Here is a 24,021-nt window from a genome sequence, read left to right on the forward strand (position 1 = left end):
TGATCCGTTTCTCAGAGGGGCGGGCATGAGTCCTTCAGTGCACTGGCGAACGCCCACCCTGTCGGCTCACGATCCCAGGGGGCTGCCGGCCAGAAACGTTGCTTATCTGCGGACGGTGGTGGACGCCGAAGTCCAATGCCAGATCACCCGCCAATGCTACGACCCCAACGGCCGTGTGATCGAACAATATGACCCACGGCTCCCCATGCCCTGTCTGACCACCGCCTACCGTCTGGACGGCGAACCACTGAAAGTCGACAGCGTCGATTCCGGCTGGCGCGTCAATCTGCCCGGTCTGGCCAATGAAGTGTTGCAACGTCACGACCAGCGCGGCAAGCAATGGCGCTATCGATACGACCCGATGATGCGGTTGATCGCCGTCACTGAAAATGCGCAAGTCGACGTCGAGCGCTACAGCTATGCCGACCACAATGCCGACCCCGGACATAACCTGCGCGGTGAGCTGAGCGAAAGCGCCGACCCGGGCGCCACGGTGGTGGTCGACGGATACAGCCTGCATGGCAAGGCCGTGGGTGAAACCCGTACGCTGTCTGGCGAGACGACGGCGTTCATCACGCGTATGGATTTCGACGCACGCGGCAATGTGGTGCAAGTCACCGATGCCGGTGGTCACCGACAATGCTCCAGCTACGATGTCGCCGGCCAGTCAAGTCGGGTATTACTGTGGATAGCCGGGGCTGACGCAGCGCAACCGGTGCTCGACGCTGCCGCATACAACGCCTCGGGCCAGCCGCTGGAACAACTGGCCGGCAATGGTGTTCGCAGCCGCCGCGTCTACGATCCTGCTGACGGTCGGCTGCTGCATCTGCTGGCCGGCAAGGATCAGGAAAAACCGCTGCAAGACTTGCGCTACACCTACGACCCGGTCGGCAATATCCTGCGTATCGAGGACCGCACCCTGGCCACGGTGTATTTTGCCAATCAGCGCGTCGAGGGTGATCGCCACTTTGTCTACGACTCGTTGTATCGGTTGAGCGAAAGTCGTGGCTTCGAAGGCGAGATCCCGCAGCAGTCACCCGGTTTACCGCAACCGATCCAGCCTGTGGATCCGGGACGACGCTACAACTACACCGAACATTATGCATATGACGCGGGAAACAACCTCGTCGAGCTTGTGCATGCGCGCGAAGGCCACAATTTCACTCAACTGATGAAGATCGACCCGAACAGCAATCGTGGGGTGCGCTGCAAATCCGCTGATCCCGACCCGGTGTTCAGCGATCACTTCGACGAGCACGGTAACCAGTTGAAACTGCAACCCGGCGCTCAGCCTCTGGCGTGGGACAGTCGTGATCAACTGACTCGCGTGACCTTGTTGCAACACAGCAACGGCTTGCCCGACGACGTTGAAACCTACCGTTACAGCCAAGGTGAGCGCATCTACAAGTGCTCGCTGAGCCACACCCCGTCCGTCACCCACCGTCACGAGGTACGCTACCTGCCAGGTCTGGAAATCCACAGCCGCAGTGACGGGCAGCAACTGCATGTCATCAATCTTCCAGGCGCGCGTTGCCTGCACTGGCTCAATGGCCGACCGTCCGGCATCGAAGCCGATCAACTGCGCTATAACCTTGATGACCATCTTGGTTCTTGCGCACTGGAGCTTGACCGGCAGGCTGACGTGATCAGCCTGGAGCATTACTACGCATTTGGTGGAACCGCCTGGCTGGCGACTCGCTCGGCACTGGAAGTCGGCTACAAAACCATTCGCTATTCAGGCCGGGAAATGGACAGCAGCGGCCTTTATTACTATGGCGCACGCTATTACGCACCGTGGTTGCAACGCTGGGTCAGCGCTGATCCGGCCCTGGATATCGACGGGCTGAACCTGTATGCCTTTGTCGCCAACAATCCGATTGGCCACATCGACACCGACGGCCAGACCCTGGACAGGTTTATCGAAACCCCCGCTCAGCGCGATCAGAGAAAGGCACTGAGCAAAGAGAAAAAGCAGCGTTACCGGGATCGGGTCAGCCTGTCACAACAGGTCGATCGTCATCTGAACATTCTGGCGCTGTCGCTGCGTCGCGGTCTGGATGCCCAGCAACAGGTACTCAACCAGCGCTCGACCGGGCAATTTGCCGGGGCCGTCCTGCGCCGCACCGGTGTACACCTGACCGGCCAAGTCGTGGCCTACGGCGGCGGCATTCTGGTCGGTATCGGCGCCCAGGCGCTGGGCGCCGTCGCTCCCGGCGCAGGTAACGTCGTAGGGATTGCAATGGGCATTGGCGCGAAGAAACTGATCAGCGGATTGTGGGATTACGCCGCAGAACGCACCGGCACCAGCGCGTCTGTCAAATTCAAGGCCAGCCGTCTGTCCAAAGAAAAAATTGTCGAGAAAGCCGAATATAAGACCATGGCACCGATCAATTACCTGCAGCAAAAGTACGCGAAAATGATCCCCGATACGCAGAAGGGCGTGCTCAAGGGCTCCAAGGAACTGGCGTCGACTCTGATCAGTGTTGGCGCCAAGGAAATGCTGCCGCAAGCTGCCGCTGAAATCAGCGCCACGGCGGGGGCACTGTTGGGTGCAATTGAAATAGGCCATGAAATCGCCGGAGCAAGTCATGAGCTCAGCGCTGAAAAAATGGCCAAGGGCATCGCCAATGCGAGCGGCCTGATCGATTATTTGTCTGCCAACATGCTGGATATCGAAAAAGCCTTCGAGAGCGCAGGTTTGACAGCAATCAATACCTATGGGCTATTGGGCCGAAACGAAGGCGATACCCCGCAAAATCTATGGCAGGCCACGGCGGCCGTGATCAACGAGCTGGAATACACGCGCACGATATTGCGTTCCAGATCCCGTCAGTTCACTACGGTCTGATCCGCTGACACATGAAGCGAACAGGATCGCCGGCCCCATGCTATCGTGCCCGCCCGTCCCCTTATCCATTAGTCCAGCATGCTGCCGACTTCTCGTACCCTGCGTTTGACGTTGTACACCCTGCTGATCATTGCCGGTGCGGCCATCGCGGCGGCCCTTGCCATCCGCCACGCCGAGCGTCAGGCGCTGGAGGAAGACGCCACCCGCGCCAGCCAGCAATTGGCGTTGTATGCCAATTCACTGCATACCCTGATCGACCGCTACCGCGCCCTGCCCGCCGTGCTGGCGCTGGATCCGCAATTGCGCGGCGCGCTGGCCGGGCCAGTGGGTGCTGAGCAACAGAACGCGCTGAACCTGAAGCTGGAGCAGATCAACGGCGCGGCGCAGTCCTCGACCCTCGAACTGCTCGATCACACTGGCCTTGCGGTGGCCGCCAGCAACTGGCGCCTGCCAAGCAGTTACGTCGGCCACAACTACGGTTTTCGTCCGTACTTCAGCCAGACCCGCACTCAGGGCAGCGGGCGCTTTTATGCGGTGGGCGTGACCAGCGGCATCCCCGGTTATTTTCTGTCCAGCGCCGTGCTGGGCGACAACGCCGAGTTCCTTGGGGCGATGGTGGTCAAACTGGAGTTCCCCGAGCTTGAGCGCGAATGGAGCCAGGGCAGTGACACGCTACTGGTCAGCGATGCGCGCGGGATCATCTTCATCGCCAACCAGCCCGGCTGGCGCTATCGCTCGTTACGGCCGCTGGACAGCCGCGACATGGCCGAGATCAAGCGTACGCGGCAGTACGACAAACAATCGCTGGTCCCGCTAACGCATCTGTCGCTGCGTCACTTCAACGACAACAGCGACTTGCGCCGGGTCGAAGGCCCGGACGGAACGGCGGATTACTTGTGGGAATCGCTGCCGCTGACCACCGAAGGCTGGACCCTGCACCTGCTGCGCCGCCCGCAAGTGGCCTTCGAGGACTTGCGCAACGCCGGGCTGGCCGCTGCGGGAGTGTGGCTGGCGCTGGTGTTTCTGTTGCTGTTTCTCAATCAGCGCTGGCGTCTGTCGAAAGTCCGCCAGCGCAACCGCGAAGAACTCGAACAACTGGTTGAGGAACGCACCCGCGATCTGCGCACCGCGCAGGACGGTCTGGTGCAATCGGCCAAACTGGCGGCGCTGGGGCAAATGTCCGCCGCCCTCGCCCACGAAATCAATCAACCGCTGACTGCGCAACGCATGCAACTGGCGACCCTGCGCCTGCTGCTCGAGCATGGCCGTGTCGATGACGCCTACAAGGCGCTCAAACCAGTGGACGACATGCTCACGCGCATGGCGTCGCTCACCGGCCATCTGAAAACCTTCGCCCGCAAGAGCCCCAGCGGCCTGCGCGAACGCCTGGATCTGGCGACGGTGGTCGATCAATCGCTGCAATTGCTCGACGCCCGTCTGCGCGATGAACAGGTCAGCCTGGTGCTGCACCTGACGCGCCCGGCGTGGGTGCGCGGCGATGCGATCCGCCTCGAACAGGTGCTGATTAACCTGCTGCGCAACGCCCTCGATGCGATGCAAGGCAAACCGTGCAAGCGTCTGGAAATCCGACTGGAGGCCGACGAACAGCTGTGGCGCCTGAGTGTGATCGACAATGGCGGCGGGATTGCCGAAGAACACCTGAATCAGGTGTTCGACCCGTTCTTCACCACCAAACCGGTCGGCGACGGTCTGGGGTTGGGGCTGGCGGTATCCTTCGCTATCGTGCACGAATCCGGCGGGCGTCTGAGCGTGGAAAATGGCGAAGCCGGTGCGGTGTTTGCCCTGACCCTGCCGATCGATCTGGAGGCACACCTCTGATGCTCAATTCAGTGATGGTCGTCGATGACGAAAGCAGCATTCGCAATGCCGTCGAGCAATGGCTGAGTCTTTCGGGGTTCGAGGTGCAGCTGTTCAGCCGCGCCGAAGATTGCCTCGCGGCCCTGCCGGCGCACTTTCCCGGGGTGATCCTCAGCGATGTACGCATGCCCGGGCTCAGTGGCCTGCAATTGCTGGCCGAAGTGCAGAAACGTGATGCCGATCTGCCGGTGATTCTGCTGACCGGTCACGGCGATGTGCCGATGGCGGTCGAAGCCATGCGTGACGGTGCCTACGACTTCCTGGAAAAACCGTTCAGCCCGGAGACCCTGCTTGGCAGCCTGCGCCGCGCACTCGACAAGCGTCGGCTGGTCCTGGAAAACCGCGCCCTGCACGAGCAAGCCGACCACCGCGCCCGCCTCGATGCGACGCTGCTCGGCGTGTCCCGTGGCATGCAGACCTTGCGCCGCCAGGTGCTGGATCTGGCGGCGCTGCCGGTCAACGTGCTGATCCGTGGCGAAACCGGCAGCGGCAAGGAACTGATCGCGCGTTGCCTGCATGATTTCGGCCCGCGCGCCGACAAGCCCTTCGTCGCGCTGAACTGCGCGGCGATCCCCGAGCAGTTGTTCGAAGCCGAATTGTTCGGTCACGAAAGTGGCGCGTTCACCGGGGCTTCCGGCAAGCGTATCGGCAAGCTGGAATACGCCGACGGCGGCACGCTGTTTCTTGATGAAATCGAAAGCATGCCAATGGCCCAGCAAGTGAAATTGCTGCGAGTGCTGCAGGAACAGAAGCTGGAGCGCCTCGGGTCGAATCAGAGCATTCGTGTCGACTTGCGCATCGTTGCCGCGACCAAACCTGATCTGCTGGACGAGGCCCGGGCCGGACGTTTTCGCGAAGACCTGGCGTATCGCCTGAACGTCGCCGAGCTGCGTCTGCCGCCGCTGCGTGATCGGCGCGAAGACATCCCGCTGCTGTTCGAATCCTTCGCCTTCAGCGCCGCCCAGCGTCTGGGCCGCACCTTTGCGCCACTCTCCGGAGCGCAATTGAGTCACCTGCTCAGCCACGACTGGCCGGGCAACGTGCGGGAACTGGCCAACGTTGCCGAGCGGCAGGTACTGGGGCTGGATGAGCCGGTGCAGGGCATCGACCCCGGCCAGTCCCTCGCCGCGCAGCAGGAAGCGTTTGAAGCGCAGTGCCTGCGCGCAGCGCTGACCCGGCACAAGGGCGATGTGAAAGCGGTGCTGGAGGAGTTGCAGCTGCCGCGCCGGACCTTCAATGAAAAGCTGCAGCGGCATGGGCTGAGTCGGGAGATGTTTGTTTCGGGCAGCTGAGTTTTGCAGTGTCTGATCGGGCCTCTTCGCGGGCAAGCCACGCTCCCACAGGGTTTTGTGCTGAACACAGAATGTGTGAACACCACCGACCACTGTGGGAGCGAGCCTGCTCGCGAAGGGGCCGGCACAGCCAACGATGATCCACGGGTCTGAATGAGCAATTTTCCGCTCACCACAATCCAGCCATAAGCGGATTTCCGCTCATTAAATTCCGCCACCCCGTCTAAACCGCCCCTCTCGCCGTTGGCACAGCTCCTGCTATAGCCCCGGCAGGCTGCGTTTTAACGCGCTCCACAAAAACAATTAAACGAAGGATCCTTCAATGGATAACTCCAACGCCCTGCCCCTTGGGTCGGCTGCCGCGCCCGCCAAAGCAAGAACCACCGCCAGCCGGATCAAATCGATCTTCAGCGGCTCGGTCGGCAACATGGTCGAGTGGTATGACTGGTACGTCTACGCCGCTTTCTCGCTGTACTTCGCCAAGACCTTCTTCCCCGCCGGTTCCACCACCGCGCAACTGATGAACACCGCCGCGATCTTCGCCGTGGGCTTCCTGATGCGTCCGATCGGTGGCTGGCTGATGGGCCTCTACGCCGACAAGGTCGGTCGCAAGAAAGCCTTGATGGCCTCGGTCTACCTGATGTGCTTCGGCTCCTTGCTGATCGCCCTCAGCCCAAACTACGAAACCATCGGCATCGGCGCGCCGATCCTGCTGGTGTTTGCCCGTCTGCTGCAGGGCCTGTCGGTGGGCGGCGAATACGGCACCTCGGCCACCTACCTGTCGGAGATGGCGACCAAGGAACGTCGCGGTTTCTTCTCCAGCTTCCAGTACGTGACCCTGATCTCCGGCCAGCTCATCGCGCTGGGTGTGTTGATCGTGCTGCAGAACCTGCTGACCACCGAACAGCTGTACGCGTGGGGCTGGCGTATTCCGTTCGCCATCGGCGCACTGTGCGCGGTCGTCGCGCTGTACCTGCGTCGCGGCATGGAAGAGACCGAGTCGTTCACCAAAAAAGAGAAGTCCAAGGAAAGCGCCATGCGCACCTTGCTGCGCCATCCGAAAGAGCTGCTCACCGTGGTCGGCCTGACCATGGGCGGTACGCTGGCGTTCTACACCTACACCACTTACATGCAGAAATACCTGGTGAACACCGTCGGCATGAGCATCTCCGACTCGACCACCATTTCCGCCGCCACGCTGTTCCTGTTCATGTGCCTGCAACCGATCATCGGTGGCCTGTCCGATAAAATCGGTCGACGTCCGATCCTGATCGCTTTCGGCGTGCTCGGTACGATCTTCACCGTGCCGATCCTGATGACCCTGCACACCATCCAGACCTGGTGGGGCGCGTTCTTCCTGATCATGGCCGCACTGATCATTGTCAGCGGCTACACCTCGATCAACGCCGTGGTGAAAGCCGAACTGTTCCCGACCGAAATCCGTGCGCTGGGCGTCGGTTTGCCGTACGCACTGACCGTATCGATCTTCGGCGGCACCGCCGAATACATCGCACTGTGGTTCAAGAGCATCGGCATGGAAACCGGTTACTACTGGTACGTGACCGCGTGCATCGCAGTGTCGTTGCTGGTGTACATCACCATGAAAGACACACAGAAACACTCGCGGATCGTGACGGACTGATCGGGCGTTAAAAGCAAAAGATCGCAGCCTCCGGCAGCTCCTACAGGGAAACGCATTCCCTTGTAGGAGCTGCCGGAGGCTGCGATCTTTTCGCTTCAACCGATTATCAAGTCAACTCGGCCACCGGCGGCTTGCCATAACGCTTCTGCGCATACGACGCGCCGGCAATCATCACCAGCAGAATCCCCGCCAGCACCGCCGACGAGCCGATGGTGCCGAAGTCCAGGCCACCCTTTTCATGGGATTTGGTCATCAGGTCACCCAAGGTCGCACCGAACGGCCGGGTCAGCACGAACGCCACCCAGAACAAGACCACGGTCGAAATTCTGGTGAAGTATTTGAGCGCAACCACCACGGCAATGGTCGAGCCGATCAGCAGCGCGCCACCGGCAAAACCCAGGCCCGAATCATCGGCCAAGTAGTCGCCGAGCGCGGTTCCCAGGGTGTTGGAAAACAGAATCGCCATCCAATAGAACATCTCGCCGCGGAAGGTTTGCACCTTGCTGACGTTCAGCGAATCGCCGCTCAGGCGCCAGGCCGCGAAGATCGCCAGCAGAATCGCAATCAGGATCATCGATCCGGTGGCGTAGCCCAGTTCAAGGGTGCGGTCCATGAAGTCGGACATGGTGGTGCCGGCGGTGCTGGTCGACAGAATCACGATCCAGTACAGCAGCGGCTTGTAGGTCTTGGCCATCAACTGGGTGATCAGGGTCAGCACGAACACGCTGATCAGGATCAGCGAGCTGAGGGCGTAACCGACGTTGAGGGTCATCGACAGCAAATCCCCCGCGGTTTCCCCCAGGGTCGTCGCGCAGATTTTCATGACCCAGAACGCCAGGGTGATTTGAGGCAGTTTGTTCATCGCAAGCAAAGCTCCAGTGTGAGACGGCCGGTTCTTGGTTTTCTGGCCGTGGGCAGACTGGCGTTGCACCGGTGAAAAACCGGTCGGGAATGTATGAAAAATCTGTCACACAGCCCGAAGGAGGCCATTAATTAGCGGTTAATGCATCTCCCGCATCCTGCACCTGCCTGATCGATGACCTGCGCGGCGCTCGCTCTGACGACGAAAGCGAATTGAATGCGCCGCCCTTAATATCAATTTAATCGATTGTTTTTAGCATTTATTTGCGCTTTTTAATCAATTTAGTTGGCGTAGCATTAGATCCAAGCAAGACACATCGCCAACGCATCTGGAGTAACTGACATGAAAACCAAACTGATCCTCGCCCTGACCCTGTCCGTATTGGCCGCCAACACCTTCGCTGCCGATGGTTCGGACAAAACCAAATCGGCCGACTTCATTTCCGGCGCCAGCGCCGCCATCGAAACCAGCCACTCGGGCACTTACGCCGCTGACGGTTTCGATAAAACCAACATCGGCAAAAGCGTGGCTGCCGATGGCTTCGACAAGACCGGTACTGCCAACGCCATCGCGGCTGACGGCTTCGACAAGACCGGTACTGCTGCAGCCATCAGCTGAATATCAGCAGCTCTTCCACAGCCCGGCTTCGGCCGGGCTTAGTCATTTCTGAAGCCGCACAATTCTCAAATCCACCAAAATCCCCTGTAGGAGCTGCCGAAGGCTGCGATCTTTTGATTTTGTTTTTAAGAGCAAGATCAAAAGATCGCAGCCTTCGGCAGCTCCTACAGTGGGATCAGCGTTTGACTGGAAATACGCGGTGCGCTCTTACACTATGGCGTCTTTCAGAATGCCCTCTTGAGGAACCCCGTCCATGTCCGATGACATCCACTTCTACGAACCCGCTCACGGCCACGGCCTGCCCCACGATCCGTTCAACGCCATCGTCGGCCCGCGCCCCATCGGCTGGATTTCTTCGCAGGATGCCAATGGGCAGTTGAACCTGGCGCCTTACAGCTTCTTCAACGCGTTCAACTACATTCCGCCGATCATTGGTTTTTCCAGCGTCGGGCGCAAAGACAGCCTGAACAACATCGAGCAGACCGGCGAGTTCGCCTGGAACCTCGCCACCCGGCCACTGGCCGAGCAGATGAACCAGAGCTGCGCGATGGTCGCGCCCGAGGTCAACGAGTTTGAATTGGCGGGACTGACGCCGGTGGCGTCGAAGCTGATTGCAGTGCCACGGGTAGCCGAAAGCCCGGTGTCCTTCGAGTGCAAGGTCACGCAGATCATTCAGTTGCAGCGCGCCGATGGCGAAACCGTGCCGAGCTGGCTGATTCTCGGCGAAGTGGTTGCCGTGCATATCGCCAAGTGGCTGTTGAAGGACGGGATCTACGACACCGCCGCGGCAGAACCGATTCTGCGCGGCGGCGGGCCGGCGGATTATTTCCAGTTGGGGCCTGAAGCCCTGTTCAAGATGTGGCGCCCGGGGGCGGGCAAGTAAGCGCAGTTACCAGATCAGCTCGGCGTCATCAGTGACGCCCTGCAGACGTTCCAGCTCCTGGGTCGCCGCGTCATCGGCAGCGATGGCGCCGGGGAACACCTGATCACCCAGCAGTTTATGGAAACGTGGCGCACCGCCATCGACCAGGGCCTTGACCGCGATTGCCGCGTGATAACCCTTGTTGCCGCCCAGCTCGACGGGGACGACTGCGGAGACTGCTTCGAAATGTTCGAACTCTTTACGTGCCATGGCACACATCCTGGCTCAGACCAATAAGCCGGACATTAAACCCTCAACCGGCGAGTTTGTGTATCGGTGCCGGGCATTGTCCCAGCGCCTGCACCGCTGACACCTCTTTGAAGGTGTGGAAATCCAGGCTGTTGACCACCAGGTCCTGAACCAGCTCGGCAAAAATCTGCATCGACGGGCTGTTGAAATACGCGGTCATTGCCTGTTGATGGCTCCAGAAACCGGAGACCAGCCACAGCTCCGGATCGCATTGCGACTGCTGCAAGGCGAAGTTCAGGCAACCGGGGGCGTTGCGTGACGGTTCGATCAAGGCACTGAGGCGCACACCCAGTTCGGCGGAGCGTCCGGCGCGCGCTCGAACGAAGGCCATATGACTGACGGGAATCTGCTTGGACATGTTCAACCCTCCCAGGGAGTCGCGTGGCAGCCGGGGGACGGGCTGCGACAGGATCAAAGGTTAAGGGCCAGGCGCAAGATGCCGTTAGTCGATTCCTGCCGCTGCGTTGCACAATCCTGCGAGACTGCATAAACGACTGGCAACCACCGCTAAAACCTTGTCACACCGCTGTCATACGAGTTTTGTGTAGGAGCTGCCGAAGGCTGCGATCTTTTGATTTTTGTTTTTAAAATCAAAAGATCGCAGCCTTCGGCAACTCCTACAGGGGGATTTGACCGCAGGCACTGCGCGTCGGATGCAGGCTGATCGCGGCGGCACAAAACCAGCCGATGCAGAATCAGGCAAGCATTTGACAGGATGTGTCTACCGCTGGCGCTTGCACAAATATAGGCTCTGCCCCATTCCACCGTCTTAGCAGAGGATGCCGCGCATGACGTCATTCGATCGTTTCCAGTCTCCGCCCGATGCCGACATGGAAAAACAGCGTGCAGAACTCGCGGCGATCATCCGCCGCAACACCACGGACGACGGCAGTTACCAGACCGCCATCGGCTCACTGTTCATGTCGCGCCACACAAAATCCCATGACTTCGCCCCGGTGCTGGCGCAACCGGCGCTGTGCATCATGGCCCAGGGTCGCAAAGAGGTACGGCTGGCCGATGAGTTCTTCAATTACGACCCGCTGAATTACCTGGTGGTCTCGGTCTCGATGCCGCTCAGCGGGCGAGTGGTGAATGTCTCGCCGGAGGAGCCGATCCTCGCCGTGCGCCTGGACATCGACCCGGCGGAAATCACCGCACTGATCGCCGACGCCGGCCCCATGGGCGTGCCGACCCGGCCGACCGGGCGCGGCCTGTATGTGGAGAAGATCGACAGCGCGATGCTCGACGCGGTGTTGCGTCTGGCGCGACTGCTGGATGCGCCGAAAGACATTGCCATGCTCGCGCCACTGATTCGCCGGGAGATTCTCTATCGCCTGCTGCGCAGTCCGCAGGGCCACCGTTTGTATGAAATCGCGATTGCCAACAGCCAGAGCCATCGCATCAGTCAGGCGATCAAATGGCTCAACGGCAACTTCGAGCAGCCGCTGCGCATTGATGATCTGGCGAAAGAAGTGAACCTCAGCGTCTCGACCCTGCATCACCGTTTCAAGGCGATGACCGCGATGAGTCCGCTGCAATATCAGAAGCAATTGCGCCTGCAAGAGGCGCGGCGCCTGATGCTGGCCGAAGGGCTGGAAGCGTCGGCGGCAGGCTACCGCGTGGGCTATGAAAGCCCGTCGCAATTCAGCCGTGAGTACAGCCGCTTGTTTGGTGCACCGCCGTTAAGGGATCTGGCGCGGTTGCGGCAGTCGGTCTGATCCGGAACTTGTGTCAAGGCTGATGGCCTCTTCGAGAGCAAGCTCGCTCCCACATAGGATGTGTGATCTACACAAATCCCCTGTGGGAGCGAGCTTGCTCGCGAAGAGGCCGGAATGGTCGGTAAAAATCCGGATCAAGCCCCCAACACTCGACACGCCTCACTCGGCAACGTCACCGACACCGGATGCCCTATCCCCAAACCAATCCCCTGACACGGCGTGCTCAACGCCGTGAACGTCACCCCGGAACACTCCACCGTGGTCTCGATGGTCGCGCCAATATCACGCACGAACGTCACCTTGCCGAGCAAGCGATTGCCCGCCGTCGCCTGTGGCGCGGACAGTTGCAGGTCTTCCGGACGAATCAGCATCTTTACCTTCTGCCCCGCCTCGATGCTGCTGCAGATCGGTACTTGCAGCGCATCACCGCCCGGCAGGCTGACTTTGCCGTCGCCCAGCGCCGTGGCCGGAAAGATGTTGCCCGAACCGATGAAGTCGGCGACGAACTCGTTGGCCGGGTGCCGATAGATTTCGATCGGCGTGCCCACCTGCTGCACCTTGTGCTCGCCGAGCACCACGACGATGTCGGCCATGGTCATGGCTTCGCGCTGATCATGGGTGACCATGATCGTGGTGATGTTCAAACGCTGCTGCAACTGGCGGATTTCCACCTGCATCGACTCGCGCAACTTGGCGTCCAGCGCCGACAGCGGTTCGTCGAGCAGCAGGATTTTCGGCCGCGAGGCGATGGCCCGGGCAATCGCCACCCGCTGTCGTTGCCCGCCGGAGAGTTTCGCCACCGGCCGGTCGATCATCGCTTGCAACTGGATCAGCTCCAGCAACTCCACTACCCGCGTCTGCTGCTCGGCCTTGCTCACGCCGCGCAGTTTCAGCGGGTAGGCGATGTTCTCGCCAACGGTCATGTGCGGAAACAGCGCCAGCGACTGGAACACCATGCCGAAGTTGCGCAGGTGCGCCGGGGTGCGACCGATGTCCTCGCCATCGAGGCGAATCTCGCCGCCGGTGAGGGTTTCCAGCCCGGCGATCATCCGCAACAAGGTGGTTTTGCCGCAGCCCGACGGGCCAAGAAAACACACCAGTTTGCCTTCCGGCAAATGCAGGTTGACGTCTTGTACCGCGCACGCCGAGCCGTAGAATTTCTCGACGTTTTCCAGAATCAGACCAGTCATGTTGCACCTCAAATCAAAAGGAAACGCCACCCTCGCCCACCAGCTTCTCCAGCGCCCAGATCAGGACGAAGTCGATCAGCACGATCAGCACGGCAAACGAGAACACGGTAGGGTCGAGCGATGACACGGTGCGGCTGTACATCCAGATCGGCACGGTCATGACGTCGATGGTGTAGAGGAAATAGGTCACGGTGAATTCGTTGAACGAGACGATGAACGCCAGCAGCATCCCCGCCAGAATCCCCGACTTCATCAACGGCACCACCACATCGACAATCGCCCGCAGCGGTGAAGCGCCGAGCATCCGCGCCGCTTCCTCGACTTCGCTGCCGATGGAGAGCATCGCGGCGGTGCAGTTTTTCACCACGAACGGCAACGCCAGAATCACGTGGGCAATCACCAGCCGCGAGGTGGTCAGGTGAAACGGCAGGCTGTCGAACACCAACAGCAACGCCAGGCCCAATACCACCATCGGAAACACCAGCGGCAGCGACATCAGTTGCAGCGCCACGGCTTTGCCACGGAACTCGCAGCGGGTCAGCGCATAGGCGGCGGGCACCGCGATCAGCGTGGCGAAAACCATGGTCAGGCACGACACCAGCAGGCTGGTGGCCATGGCCTGGCCGAGGCTCAACACATCACTGGCGTCCGGCGAAACGAAGGTGTGCCAGGCCGCCTTGTACCATTGCAGGCTGTAGCTGCTCGGCGGGAAGTCGAGGTTCGACGCACCGCTGAACGACATGACGATCATGGTCAGGATCGGCAACACCGCCAGCAGCAGAATGACCCCGGAAAGGATCCCGGCGAACTTGCCGGTGTCGCCGGGCAGCAGCGCCATGCGCTTGTTGGTCAGGGTACTCATTGCGAAGCCTCCAGCAGGCGCCGACGACGGCCGGTGATGTATTCGGACAGGGTCATGATCGCCAGCGTGGTGACGATCAGCACCACCCCGGCCGCCGATGCGGCGGGCCAGTTCATCAACGGCGCGATCTGGTCATGCACCATCACCGCGAGCATCGGCACACGGCGACCACCGAGCAGCAACGGCACGACAAAACTGCTGGCGTTGTAGGCGAATACCAGCGTCGCCCCGGTGATGATCCCCGGCAGACTCATCGGCAACACCACCTGACGGAACACCTGAAAACGGCTGGCGCCCAGCGTTGCGGCGGCCTCTTCGTAGGTGCGCGCGACACCGCGCATGGCGCTGGCAATCGGCAACACTGCCAGTGGAAACGCAGTCTGCACCAGGCCCATCAGCACGCCGTTCTGGTTGTACAGCAGCATGATCGGGCGCTTGATCAGACCCAGGCCCATCAGCGTCTGGTTGAGCATCCCGCCCGGGCCGAGAATCACCAGCCAGCCGTAGCTTTGCAGCAACAAGTTGACCAGCAGCGGCAACAGCACCGCCGCGAGAAAGATCCGCCGCACGAACGGCGAGGTCAGGCGTGACATGGTGTACGCCACCGGGATCGCCAGCAGCACGGCGATCACCGCACTGATCAACGCCAAACGCAGGGTCAGCAGCAGGGATTTCAGGTAATAGGGTTCGAGTAATTGCGCGTAGCTGGCGAGGCTGAACCCGCTCCACTCCGCGCCTTTAGTGCCGACACTCATGCGCAGCACCAGCAGGCTGGCGGCGATCAGCACACCGAGAAACAGCATCGACGGCGTGAGGAAAAACCACGCCCGGGCGGTCGGCGAAACACCGCGCGCCGGGCGCACGTCTGCGGCGCCGACCGGTTGGGTCAGGGATTGATGTTCCATAGCAATGATCTCGTCAATGGAAAACTAATCTGCCGAACACCTCTGCCTCCTGTGGGAGCCATTTTTTGTGGTGAGGGGATTTATCCCCGACCGGCTGCGAAGCAGTCGCAAAACCATCGTACGCGGTACATTTGATGCACCGTATTTGCTGATCTTGGGGCAGCTGCGCTGCCCATCGGGGATAAATCCCCTCACCACAGGGCTCGCTCCCACAGGAGGGCCGTGGTGTTCGGGAGGCCGGCGTCAGGAAGAAAAGATTTCCGTATAACGACGAATCCATTGGTCATGCACGGTCGCCAGGAAGGCGTTGTCGTGCATGATCGCCTTCTCGGCAATCTGCTCCGGGGTGAGGATGTACGGGCTCTTGCGCGCTTCGGCGGAGATGATCGCCTTGGCGTTGACCGGGCCGTTGAAGATGTCTTCGGCCATCTTCCCCTGCACCAGCGGGTCGAGAGAGTGATCGATGAAGGCGTAGGCCAGATCGGTGTCGCCCGGACGGTTCTTCGGCATCACCGAGAGCATCAGGTCGGTGTAGAAACCTTCCTTCATGCCAAACGTGGCACCGAGGCCGTAGTTCGGGTCGCGGATCTGCTTGGGGAAAAACGCCGGGGCGTACAAACCACCCATGTCCAGGGAACCGGTGCGGAACAGCTCGGCGATCTGGTTCGGGTTCTCGCCGAGGGTGACCACGCGGTCCTTGAGCTCGGCGAGTTTCTTGAAGCCCGGCTCAATGTTGTGTTCATCACCGCCGGCGAGTTTCGCGGCGATAATGATCAGGTCCATGGCCTCGGTCCAGTTCGGCGGCGGCAGGAAAATGTTCGGCGCCAGATCGGCATCCCACAGCGCGGCGTAACTGTCCGGAGCCTGTTTGAGGGTGCGGGTGCTGTAGACCAGACTGTTGCACCACAGCAGGTAACCGATGCCGTGCCCGTTGGCGCCGGTGCGGTATTTTTCCGGTACGTCGATCAGGTTGGGAATGCGGTTGAGGTCGGGTTTTTCCAGCAGTCCGGCGGCGGCCAGACCTTCAGCACCGACCCCGGCCAGGGTGATGATGTCGTACTGCGGACGGTCACCGCCGGCCTTGAGTTTGGCGACCATTTCCGAGGTGCTGCCAGTGCGGTCGGCGATGACCTTGGCGCCGGTCTTGGCCTCGAACGTGGCGGCGATGTTGCGCAGTGCGGCGAGGCCGGTGTCATCCGACCAGGTCAGCAAACGCAGGGTCTTGCCGGCAAACCGTGTGTCGCTGGCGCTGGCCCGGATGAAGGGCATGCTCAGGGCCGCCGCTGCTACCGAGGCGACGCCGACGGTTTTAATGAATTGACGCCTGTTCAGATCATGCTCGCCCATGAAGGACTCCCTTTGTTCTTTTAAGTATGAGGTTGGTCGCAACCGTTGCATCCGCGCGGCCGGATCCGCTACAGGCCTTGTATTCAAAGGCCTGCAGCGCAGCCGACGGGTTCATCCTGAGGTCGTGCAATACACCTGACTATCGATAAAAACTCATCGAAGCCATGACACCGACGCATGCCTCGTTGCGAGGCATGCGCTCACCTTTTTCGGGCGTTCAGAGCGCCCGGATCACGTGTTTGATTTCCTGAAACGCAGCCAGGCCCCACGGCCCCAATTCGCGGCCGATGCTGCTCTGCTTGTAGCCGCCCCACGCCGTCTGCGGGAAGATCACTTGCGGCGCGTTGAGCCATACAAGCCCCGCCTGCAGGGCGTTGGCGACGCGGTCGGCAGTCTCGGCGTTACGCGTCACCACACTGGCGACCAGCCCGAACTGGCTGTCGTTGGCCAGGGCAATCGCCTCGGCTTCGCTGCCGAAACGGCGCACGCAGAGCACCGGGCCAAAGATCTCTTCACACCACAACGCACTGTCGAGGGGCACGTCGGTGAACACCGTCGGCTGCAAAAAATAACCGCGCGGCAGATGCGCCGGACGATTGCCGCCGCACACCAGCTTCGCGCCGGCGCTCAAACCACGGTCGATGTGGCCGAGCACACGCTGGTATTGCGCCTGATTGACCAGTGCGCCCATCTCCACGTCCGGGTCGAACGGGTCGGCCACGCGAATCGCTTGCGCGCGTTTTTGCAGACGCTCAAGAAATTCATCGGCCAGCTCCTCGGCGACCAGCACGCGACTGGTGGCTGAACACATCTGTCCGGCATTGAAGAAACCGCCGCCGCAAGCCAGTTCCACCGCCAGTTCCAGATCGGCGTCTTCGAGCACCAACAACGAAGATTTGCCACCCAGCTCCAGGCTCACGCCCTTCACGGTTTCGGCGGCGCGCTGCATCACCTGCACGCCGACAGCGTTGCTGCCGGTGAAGGAAATCTTCGCGATGCGCGGATCCGCCGACAGCGGTGCCCCCACCGCCAGACCGGTGCCGCAGACCAGGTTGAACACGCCGTCGGGCAGACCGGATTCAGCAATGATCGCCGCCAGTTCCAGCTCCGGCAGCGGCGTGACTTCCGAAGGTTTGAGCACCACGCAGCAACCAGCGGCCAAGGCCGGTGCGAGCTTCCACGCAGTGGTGACCATCGGGAAATTCCACGGCACGATCAGCCCGACCACACCGCACGGTTCACGACGCAGACGCGCGCTGAAATCGTCGCTGGGCAGCACCACGTTACTGTCGAGTTGTGCGTCGAGGCCTTCGGCCAAACCGGCGTAATACTCGAAGGTGGCGATCACATCATCGACGTCGATGGCTGCTTCGAATTGCGGTTTGCCGTTGTTGCACGACTGCAATTTCATCAGGTGTTCGCGACCGTTGCGCACGCCGTTGGCGATGTTGCGCAGGATCGCGCCGCGTTCGGCACCGCTGGTTTTCGACCAGCGCTTGAACGCTGCAGTGGCGGCGCTGACGGCCAGATCAACTGCGCTTTCATCACCACCATTGACCGTGGTCAGCAGCGCTTCGGTGGCCGGGTTGATCACCCGCAGGTGTTCACGCCCGGCCGACCATTGGCCGTTGATGTACAGGCCATCGAGTGTGGTCGGGAAATTGATCATTGGGCCACCGCCTGCATCCATTGGGTCTGGTCGATTTCGATCAGGGTCGGGCCCTGCCGATCAGTGGCGGCACGCAGCGCGCCGCGCAGTTGTTCAACCGAGTTGATCGCTTCGGCGGCACAGCCCAGGGCCTTGGCGACGCCGATGAAATCCGGGGTGTAGATGTCGACGCCGACCGGCTCGATGGCGCGGTTGACCATGTACTTCTTGATCTCTTCGTAACCCTGGTTATTCCACAGCAGGATGATCACCGGCGTGCGCGCTTCAACCGCGCTGGCCAGTTCCGGCAGGGTGAACTGCAAGCCGCCGTCGCCGATCAGGCACACCACCGGCGGACGAGCGCCACCCTCGAGGTTGCCACCGAGCCACGCGCCAATCGCCGCCGGCAAGGCGTAACCGAGGGTGCCGTAACCGGTGGACGAGTTGAACCAGCGCCGCGGTCGCTCCGGGTTGAAGGTAAGGTTGCCGATGTACACCGGTTGCGTGGAGTCGCCGACGAACACCGCGTCCGGCAACTCGTGCAGGACGGTTTCCAGAAAACGGGTCTGGGCCAGGGTGGGTGCATCCCAGGTCGCGGCCAGCTCATCGCGCAGACGCGCTGCCCGCACCTGGCCCCAATCGTTGCGCCGCTCGGCCAGCGCCTGCTGCGATAGCGCACCGAGCAGCGCTTGCGCAGCGTTGCGCGAGTCGGCGACCAAGGCCACGTGCGGCGGATAATTGCGCACGGTCTGATCGGCGTCGATGTCGATGCGCAGCAGCTTGCCGGGAATCTCGAAGCCGCCGGCGAAGGTCACGTCGTAATCGGTTTCGGCCAGTTCGGTGCCGATTGCCAGCACCACGTCGGCATCGGCCACCAGCGCGCGGGTCGCGACCAGGCTTTGCGTCGAGCCGATCAGCAGCGGATGGCTGGCCGGCAACATGCCTTTGGCATTAATGGTCAGCGCCACCGGGGCGTCGAGCAACTCGGCCAGTTCGGTGAGTTCGGCGGCGGCATCGATGGCCCCGCCACCGGCGAGAATCAGCGGACGCTGAGCGCCGGCCAGCAGTTCGCTCATGCGCCGTACGGCAGCCGGTGCAGCCCCGGCGCGGTCGATATTGACCGGGACGCTGGCGAGCAGTTCGTCGGCCTCTTCCACCAACACATCCAGCGGAATCTCGATGTGCACCGGACGCGGACGCCCGGCCTGGAACAGCGCGAAGGCACGGGCCAGCACGGCCGGCAATTCTGCCGCCGACATCAAAGTGTGGGAGAACGCCGCCACGCCACCGACCAGCGCACTCTGGTTCGGCAACTCGTGGAGCTTGCCGCGACCGCCGCCCAACTGGCTGCGGGTCTGCACGCTGGAGATCACCAGCATCGGGATCGAGTCGGCATACGCCTGGCCCATCGCGGTGGTGATGTTGGTCATGCCCGGACCGGTGATGATGAAGCACACCCCCGGTTTGCCGCGGGTGCGCGCGTAGCCGTCGGCCATGAAACCGGCGCCCTGTTCATGCCGTGGAGTGACGTGGTTGATGCTCGAACGGGCCAGCCCGCGATACAGCTCCACGGTGTGCACCCCGGGAATACCGAACACCTGCTCGACCCCGTAATCCTCGAGTAACTTGACCAGTACTTCGCCACACGTCGCCATGTCGATTGCCCTTCTTGTTGTTCAATACGCCGTGCCAGTGTGGGAGCGAGCTTGCTCGCGAAAGCGGTGTATCAGCCACATTGATGCTGAATGGAAAACCGTATTCGCGAGCAAGCTCGCTCCCACATCGATCCGGGTGGAATGAGCTCATTGAACGGGTGGCAGGTAGCGGCAACAATCGATTAAAAGTCATACTAGCCATGTCCTCACGTCATACCTTGGATCCACATGAAACGACTGCCTCCCCTGCCCGCCCTGCACACGTTTCTGATCACTGCGCAGTGCTGCAACTTCACCCGGGCGGCCGAGCAGTTGCACATCACCCAAGGCGCCGTGAGCCGGCAGATCGCCGGGCTGGAAGATCATTTGGGGTATGAGCTGTTCATCCGTCTGGCCCGAGGCCTGGAGCTGACCGCCGAAGGGCGCGAATGGCTGCCGCGGGTGGAGAAGATTTTCGGGTTGATCAGCGAGGCCACCGAGCAGATCGGTCGCAAGCGTCAGACCCCGCAACTCAAGGCGCCCAGTTGCGTGATGCGCTGGCTGGTGCCGCGCCTGTTGCAATGGCAAAAGGAACGCCCGGACGTACCGGTCAAACTGACCACCACACTGGCCCACGGTGTCGACTTCCAGCGCGAGCAGTTCGATGCGGCGGTGATCTACGGCACGCCGCCGGACAACTCATCCACTGCCCTGCATCTGTTCGATGAGCAACTGACGCCGGTCTGTTCGCCAGCGTTATTGAAAGGCCCACCGGCGCTGAGCGAACCGGCCGACCTGCAACAACATCTGCTATTGCATCCGACCCGCGATACGCAGGATTGGACGGTATGGCTGACGGCGGCCGAATTGCAGTTGAACAACGTCAACACGGGCCAGCATTTCGAGACGCTGGATCAGGCGATGTCGATGGCGTCCCACGGGACGGGTGTGGCGATTGGCGACTGGTCGTTGATCGGCGATGACCTGCGCGCCGGGCGGCTGGTGATGCCGTTTGAGCTGAAGGTGAAGACGGGGCTGGGCTACTACGTGGTGATGCCGCAGGGTGCAGGGGCGTCGCCGCAGCTGGAAGAACTGATGATCTGGCTGGTGGAGCAGGCGCACACCCGCTGAAACACCACATTCCCCTGTAGGAGCTGCCGCAGGCTGCGATCTTTTGATCTTGTTTTTTAGAATCAAAGTCAAAAGATCGCAGCCTGCGGCAGCTCCTACAGAGGGCGTTTGCAGGTCAGTAGCCGACGGTAAACCGCTGACGCGAATGCTTCGGCGTTTCCACTTCGTCGATCAACGCAATCGCGTAGTCGGCGAAGGAGATCCAGCTGCGACCTTCGGCACTCACCAGCAAGTGATCCTTGCCGACGCGGAAGCTGCCGGTGCGCTCACTTTCGACAAACTCGGCCGATGGCGAGAGGAAGGTCCAGTCCAGTTCCTTCTCCTGACGCAAGGCATCGAGAAACGCTGCCCCGGCGCTGGCCTCGGCTTTGTACTCGGCCGGGAAACCGGCGCTGTCGATCACTCGGGTGTCATCCGGCAGCAGCAGCGAACCGGCACCACCGACCACCAGCAGACGTTTCACGCCCGCCTGCTTCACCGGGCCAACCACGGCACTGGCCGGTACCGTGGCGAAATGCGCGGCGCTGATCACCACGTCGTGACCGGCGACGGCGGCTTGCAGCGCCGCCGAATCCAGCACATCGACATTCTTGCTGACCACACCGGCACGTGTGCCGATCTTCGAGGTATCGCGGGCGATGGCGGTGACGCTATGGCCGCGACGCAGGGCTTCTTCCAGCAGTTGGCTACCGGCACGGCCGGTGGCACCAATGATTGCGATCTTGCTCATGACATTCTCCAGTTGGCTTGAGAGTTTCAACGACGGCATAAATCTAATCTTGAAGCGGTATTCCCTGTGGCGAGGGAGCTTGCTCCCGCTGGAGGGCGGAGCACTCCCCGCCTGTTTCAGCTACAACGCATTGGCAGGTTTTACGCCTGCTGCGCAGGCGGGCGGGAGCAAGCTCCCTCGCCACAAAAGTCCTCTCGACCTGTGTTCCAGATCAATCGGCTTACCACTGCATTTCGCCCTTGGCGACTTTTGCGCTCAGTTCCAGCGAGCTTTCTTCGCCGAGTGTCGGGTAGCGCTTTTGCATGGCCTTGATCAGTGCGGCGGAATCCTTGGCCTTGGCGGTTTCTTCGTCGAAAGCCTTAATGTAGTCAGCGGTGAATTTCACGCTGGCCAGCGAGCGGCTGCTCTCGCCCAGGTAGTGACCGGGCACCACGGTTTTCGGCTTCAGGGTTTCGATCGAATGCAGGGTTTGCAGCCAGTCGGCGTGGGATTGCGCGGTCTGGGTATCAGCCATCCACACATGAATGTTCTCGGCGACTACCACGCCACCGACCACAGCCTTGAGCGACGGAATCCACACGAAGCTGCGATCCGGTTGTTTGCCTTCAAGGCCGACCACCTGCAGTTTCTGCCCTTCGAGCATCAGGCTGTCACCCTTGAGCACGCCCGGCACGATGGTTTTGGCCGGCACGTCGGCGCCCATTTTCGGGCCCCAGAAAGCGAGCTTGCCGGCGACGGTTTTATTGATGTGATCCACAGTCGGCTGCGACGCCAGCACCTTGGCATCGGGGAAGGCCTGGGTCAGGGTGTCGAGGCCGAAGTAGTAATCCGGGTCACCGTGGCTGATGTAAATGGTGGTCAGGTGTTTGCCGCTGGCGCGGATCTTTTCCACCACCTGTTCGGCCTGGGCCTTGCCGAATTGCGCGTCGACCAGGATCGCGTCTTTCTCGCCGCTGACCAGCACCGAGGTCACCGGAAAAATCGCGTTGGTGCCCGGGTTGTAAGCGTCCAGGGTCAGGTTGGCGGCAGCGGCGTGGGCCGCAAAACCGAGGGTGGCGGTGGCCAGCAAAACGCGCTTGAGGGTGGTGAAGCCGATCATCTGTTGCTCCGTGATCCGAATGCCGTGTTTGGCGATGGGACAGAGCTTAGTTGCCTGACTCGGTACAAAAAATGCGATGCTTGAACATAGTTTGTTTCTGAAAGCGGGCAAATCATGGATCGTCTTCAAGCAATGCGCGTGTTTGTCACCGTCGTAGATCTGGGCAGCCAGTCGGCGGCGGCCGATCATCTGGAGCTGTCGCGGCCGGTGGTGTCGCGCTATCTGGCGGAGCTGGAAGACTGGGTCGGCGCGCGCCTGATGCACCGCACCACACGCAAATTGAGCCTGACGGCCGCCGGCAGCGAAATCCTGCCGCGCTGCCGACAGATGCTCGAACTCTCAAGCGATATGCAGGCCGCTGTCAGCGAACCCCACGATGCGCCGCGCGGACTGCTGCGCATCAGTGTCAGCACCTCGTTTGGCCAGGCACAACTGGCCGATGCCATGGCGGCGTACGTCAAGCGCTACCCCGGGGTCAGCATCGATCTGCAAATGCTCGACCGCACGGTGAATCTGGTGGATGAACGCATCGATCTGGCGATCCGCACCAGCAATGACCTGGACCCGAACCTGATCGCCCGCCGCCTGACCGTATGCCGTTCGGTGGTCTGCGCCGCGCCCGCCTACTTGCGCGACAACCCGCCGCCGCAGCGGGTCGAGGACCTGAGCCGGCACAACTGCCTGACGCATTCATATTTCGGCAAGAGCCTGTGGCATTTCGAAGAGGACGGCGAACCGGTGTCGGTGCCGGTACAAGGCAACATCAGCGCCAACGAAGCCAGCACCCTGTTGCGCGCGACCCTGGCCGGTGCGGGCGTGGCGATGCTGCCGACCTATCAGGCCGGGGTGCATGTGCATGCCGGAGAACTGGTGCGTCTGCTGCCGGATGCCGAACCACGGCAGATGAACATCTACGCGGTGTACGCCTCGCGCAAGCACATGCCGGCGGCGCTGCGCAGCATGCTGGATTTTCTGGTGCAACGGTTTCCCGAGCATCCAGAGTGGGATGTGGGGTTGTAGAAAAGCAAAAGATCGCAGCCTGCGGCAGCTCCTACAGAGGAAATGCATTCCAAATGTAGGAGCTGCCGCAGGCTGCGATCTTTTGATCTTGTTCTATGCTGAAAGTAATACCGCAGGGTATGCGTTCAGAGGTCTACGCCATGAACATCAGAACAAGAAGGTACTTCGCGATCTTCATCACCTGCGCCGCCACGCTGGCGCTGTACGGCACCGCGGCCTGGCGGGTCGAGCAACTGCGACAACTGCCCCGCGATTATGCGAGCTGCAATTTCGAGCGTTGTATTCCGCACAATGCGACGCTGAACGCATTGCGCTGATTGACCTGAGCTGGAATGCGGTCCTGTGGGAGCGAGCCTGCTCGCGAAAGCGGTGTGTCAGCCAACAACAATGCTGAATGAAAAACCGTCTTCGCGAGCAGGCTCGCTC

General features: G+C 61.3%; 21 protein-coding genes. 10 read left to right on the plus strand and 11 right to left on the minus strand.

Translation table 11 applies throughout. The features are described 5' to 3' along the window. Positions 1-25 precede the first annotated feature (25 nt). From HXW87_RS25945 to HXW87_RS25960, 4 genes are all read left to right on the plus strand, one after another. Positions 26-2,848, plus strand: a complete 2,823-nt coding sequence (locus HXW87_RS25945) for an RHS repeat-associated core domain-containing protein (RefSeq protein ID WP_239777984.1) — start codon at positions 26-28, stop codon at positions 2,846-2,848. 78 nt (positions 2,849-2,926) lie between these two features. Continuing rightward, entirely contained in the window at positions 2,927-4,687 is a 1,761-nt protein-coding gene (locus HXW87_RS25950; protein ID WP_239777985.1) for an ATP-binding protein, read from the plus strand. Further along, the gene (locus HXW87_RS25955) at positions 4,687-6,018 is read left to right on the plus strand and encodes a sigma-54 dependent transcriptional regulator (protein ID WP_047296112.1); all 1,332 of its coding nucleotides are present in this window, start codon (positions 4,687-4,689) and stop codon (positions 6,016-6,018) included. Before HXW87_RS25950 ends, HXW87_RS25955 begins: the two co-directional genes overlap by 1 nt. A 322-nt stretch (positions 6,019-6,340) precedes the next feature. Beyond that, a complete protein-coding gene (locus HXW87_RS25960) occupies positions 6,341-7,660 on the plus strand; it encodes an MFS transporter (protein ID WP_047296114.1) in 1,320 nt (439 codons plus the stop codon). 106 nt (positions 7,661-7,766) lie between these two features. On the opposite strand, the gene HXW87_RS25965 is transcribed toward HXW87_RS25960, so the two are convergent. Beyond that, a complete protein-coding gene (locus HXW87_RS25965) occupies positions 7,767-8,522 on the minus strand; it encodes a hypothetical protein (RefSeq protein ID WP_121186917.1) in 756 nt (251 codons plus the stop codon). A gap of 342 nt (positions 8,523-8,864) precedes the next feature. On the opposite strand from HXW87_RS25965, the gene HXW87_RS25970 reads away from it, so the two are divergent. Both HXW87_RS25970 and HXW87_RS25975 read left to right on the plus strand, forming a co-directional pair. Continuing rightward, entirely contained in the window at positions 8,865-9,140 is a 276-nt protein-coding gene (locus tag HXW87_RS25970) for a hypothetical protein (protein ID WP_145594613.1), read from the plus strand. A gap of 253 nt (positions 9,141-9,393) precedes the next feature. Then, positions 9,394-10,023, plus strand: a complete 630-nt coding sequence (locus tag HXW87_RS25975) for a flavin reductase family protein (RefSeq protein ID WP_239777987.1) — start codon at positions 9,394-9,396, stop codon at positions 10,021-10,023. Positions 10,024-10,029: 6 nt separating this feature from the next. Here HXW87_RS25975 and HXW87_RS25980 read toward each other — a convergent pair whose 3' ends face one another. Further along, positions 10,030-10,272 carry a hypothetical protein gene (locus tag HXW87_RS25980; protein ID WP_047296118.1) on the minus strand — a complete coding sequence of 81 codons (243 nt, stop codon included), beginning with the start codon at positions 10,270-10,272 and terminating at the stop codon, positions 10,030-10,032. A gap of 43 nt (positions 10,273-10,315) precedes the next feature. After that, complete coding sequence (locus HXW87_RS25985; RefSeq protein ID WP_145594619.1) at positions 10,316-10,669, minus strand: antibiotic biosynthesis monooxygenase family protein; 354 nt, start codon at positions 10,667-10,669, stop codon at positions 10,316-10,318. A 430-nt stretch (positions 10,670-11,099) separates the two neighbouring features. On the opposite strand from HXW87_RS25985, the gene HXW87_RS25990 reads away from it, so the two are divergent. Then, positions 11,100-12,029: an AraC family transcriptional regulator gene (locus HXW87_RS25990; protein ID WP_047296122.1), complete on the plus strand. Its 930-nt coding sequence runs from the start codon at positions 11,100-11,102 to the stop codon at positions 12,027-12,029. 134 nt (positions 12,030-12,163) lie between these two features. On the opposite strand, the gene HXW87_RS25995 is transcribed toward HXW87_RS25990, so the two are convergent. From HXW87_RS25995 to HXW87_RS26020, 6 genes are all read right to left on the minus strand, one after another. Further along, positions 12,164-13,219, minus strand: coding sequence for an ABC transporter ATP-binding protein (locus HXW87_RS25995; RefSeq protein ID WP_131671131.1), 1,056 nt, complete (start codon positions 13,217-13,219; stop codon positions 12,164-12,166). A 13-nt stretch (positions 13,220-13,232) separates the two neighbouring features. Next, positions 13,233-14,081, minus strand: a complete 849-nt coding sequence (locus tag HXW87_RS26000) for an ABC transporter permease (protein WP_108183646.1) — start codon at positions 14,079-14,081, stop codon at positions 13,233-13,235. Further along, positions 14,078-14,986, minus strand: a complete 909-nt coding sequence (locus tag HXW87_RS26005) for an ABC transporter permease (RefSeq protein ID WP_007965862.1) — start codon at positions 14,984-14,986, stop codon at positions 14,078-14,080. The genes HXW87_RS26000 and HXW87_RS26005 overlap by 4 nt, the downstream gene beginning before the upstream one ends. Positions 14,987-15,229: 243 nt before the next feature. After that, positions 15,230-16,333, minus strand: a complete 1,104-nt coding sequence (locus HXW87_RS26010) for an ABC transporter substrate-binding protein (protein ID WP_027612490.1) — start codon at positions 16,331-16,333, stop codon at positions 15,230-15,232. 217 nt (positions 16,334-16,550) lie between these two features. After that, on the minus strand, positions 16,551-18,002 hold the full coding sequence (locus HXW87_RS26015; protein WP_239777989.1) for an aldehyde dehydrogenase family protein: 1,452 nt from the start codon (positions 18,000-18,002) through the stop codon (positions 16,551-16,553). After that, complete coding sequence (locus HXW87_RS26020; RefSeq protein WP_239777991.1) at positions 17,999-19,636, minus strand: 5-guanidino-2-oxopentanoate decarboxylase; 1,638 nt, start codon at positions 19,634-19,636, stop codon at positions 17,999-18,001. Before HXW87_RS26020 ends, HXW87_RS26015 begins: the two co-directional genes overlap by 4 nt. A gap of 228 nt (positions 19,637-19,864) precedes the next feature. Here HXW87_RS26020 and HXW87_RS26025 point away from each other — a divergent pair, with 228 nt between their 5' ends. After that, on the plus strand, positions 19,865-20,746 hold the full coding sequence (locus tag HXW87_RS26025) for a LysR substrate-binding domain-containing protein (RefSeq protein WP_239777992.1): 882 nt from the start codon (positions 19,865-19,867) through the stop codon (positions 20,744-20,746). Between the two features lie 115 nt (positions 20,747-20,861). On the opposite strand, the gene HXW87_RS26030 is transcribed toward HXW87_RS26025, so the two are convergent. Beyond that, on the minus strand, positions 20,862-21,476 hold the full coding sequence (locus HXW87_RS26030; RefSeq protein WP_239777993.1) for an NAD(P)-dependent oxidoreductase: 615 nt from the start codon (positions 21,474-21,476) through the stop codon (positions 20,862-20,864). A gap of 220 nt (positions 21,477-21,696) precedes the next feature. Beyond that, on the minus strand, positions 21,697-22,575 hold the full coding sequence (locus HXW87_RS26035; RefSeq protein ID WP_239777994.1) for an MBL fold metallo-hydrolase: 879 nt from the start codon (positions 22,573-22,575) through the stop codon (positions 21,697-21,699). A gap of 114 nt (positions 22,576-22,689) precedes the next feature. Here HXW87_RS26035 and HXW87_RS26040 point away from each other — a divergent pair, with 114 nt between their 5' ends. Together HXW87_RS26040 and HXW87_RS26045 are read left to right on the plus strand one after the other, a co-directional pair. Further along, positions 22,690-23,595: a LysR family transcriptional regulator gene (locus HXW87_RS26040; protein WP_218833145.1), complete on the plus strand. Its 906-nt coding sequence runs from the start codon at positions 22,690-22,692 to the stop codon at positions 23,593-23,595. Positions 23,596-23,735: 140 nt separating this feature from the next. Then, positions 23,736-23,912, plus strand: coding sequence for a hypothetical protein (locus HXW87_RS26045; RefSeq protein WP_174376820.1), 177 nt, complete (start codon positions 23,736-23,738; stop codon positions 23,910-23,912). Positions 23,913-24,021: the final 109 nt, after the last annotated feature.

It is taken from the genome of Pseudomonas sp. Y5-11, from assembly GCF_022368695.1.
Taxonomy (GTDB): domain Bacteria; phylum Pseudomonadota; class Gammaproteobacteria; order Pseudomonadales; family Pseudomonadaceae; genus Aquipseudomonas; species Aquipseudomonas parakoreensis.

Coding starts and splice junctions, on each gene's coding strand:
- HXW87_RS25945 (WP_239777984.1), top strand. CDS start 26: ATGAGTCCTTCAGTGCACTGGCGAACGCCCACCCTGTCGGCTCACGAT.
- HXW87_RS25950 (WP_239777985.1), top strand. CDS start 2,927: ATGCTGCCGACTTCTCGTACCCTGCGTTTGACGTTGTACACCCTGCTG.
- HXW87_RS25955 (WP_047296112.1), top strand. CDS start 4,687: ATGCTCAATTCAGTGATGGTCGTCGATGACGAAAGCAGCATTCGCAAT.
- HXW87_RS25960 (WP_047296114.1), top strand. CDS start 6,341: ATGGATAACTCCAACGCCCTGCCCCTTGGGTCGGCTGCCGCGCCCGCC.
- HXW87_RS25965 (WP_121186917.1), bottom strand. CDS start 8,522: ATGAACAAACTGCCTCAAATCACCCTGGCGTTCTGGGTCATGAAAATC.
- HXW87_RS25970 (WP_145594613.1), top strand. CDS start 8,865: ATGAAAACCAAACTGATCCTCGCCCTGACCCTGTCCGTATTGGCCGCC.
- HXW87_RS25975 (WP_239777987.1), top strand. CDS start 9,394: ATGTCCGATGACATCCACTTCTACGAACCCGCTCACGGCCACGGCCTG.
- HXW87_RS25980 (WP_047296118.1), bottom strand. CDS start 10,272: ATGGCACGTAAAGAGTTCGAACATTTCGAAGCAGTCTCCGCAGTCGTC.
- HXW87_RS25985 (WP_145594619.1), bottom strand. CDS start 10,669: ATGTCCAAGCAGATTCCCGTCAGTCATATGGCCTTCGTTCGAGCGCGC.
- HXW87_RS25990 (WP_047296122.1), top strand. CDS start 11,100: ATGACGTCATTCGATCGTTTCCAGTCTCCGCCCGATGCCGACATGGAA.
- HXW87_RS25995 (WP_131671131.1), bottom strand. CDS start 13,219: ATGACTGGTCTGATTCTGGAAAACGTCGAGAAATTCTACGGCTCGGCG.
- HXW87_RS26000 (WP_108183646.1), bottom strand. CDS start 14,081: ATGAGTACCCTGACCAACAAGCGCATGGCGCTGCTGCCCGGCGACACC.
- HXW87_RS26005 (WP_007965862.1), bottom strand. CDS start 14,986: ATGGAACATCAATCCCTGACCCAACCGGTCGGCGCCGCAGACGTGCGC.
- HXW87_RS26010 (WP_027612490.1), bottom strand. CDS start 16,333: ATGGGCGAGCATGATCTGAACAGGCGTCAATTCATTAAAACCGTCGGC.
- HXW87_RS26015 (WP_239777989.1), bottom strand. CDS start 18,002: ATGATCAATTTCCCGACCACACTCGATGGCCTGTACATCAACGGCCAA.
- HXW87_RS26020 (WP_239777991.1), bottom strand. CDS start 19,636: ATGGCGACGTGTGGCGAAGTACTGGTCAAGTTACTCGAGGATTACGGG.
- HXW87_RS26025 (WP_239777992.1), top strand. CDS start 19,865: ATGAAACGACTGCCTCCCCTGCCCGCCCTGCACACGTTTCTGATCACT.
- HXW87_RS26030 (WP_239777993.1), bottom strand. CDS start 21,476: ATGAGCAAGATCGCAATCATTGGTGCCACCGGCCGTGCCGGTAGCCAA.
- HXW87_RS26035 (WP_239777994.1), bottom strand. CDS start 22,575: ATGATCGGCTTCACCACCCTCAAGCGCGTTTTGCTGGCCACCGCCACC.
- HXW87_RS26040 (WP_218833145.1), top strand. CDS start 22,690: ATGGATCGTCTTCAAGCAATGCGCGTGTTTGTCACCGTCGTAGATCTG.
- HXW87_RS26045 (WP_174376820.1), top strand. CDS start 23,736: ATGAACATCAGAACAAGAAGGTACTTCGCGATCTTCATCACCTGCGCC.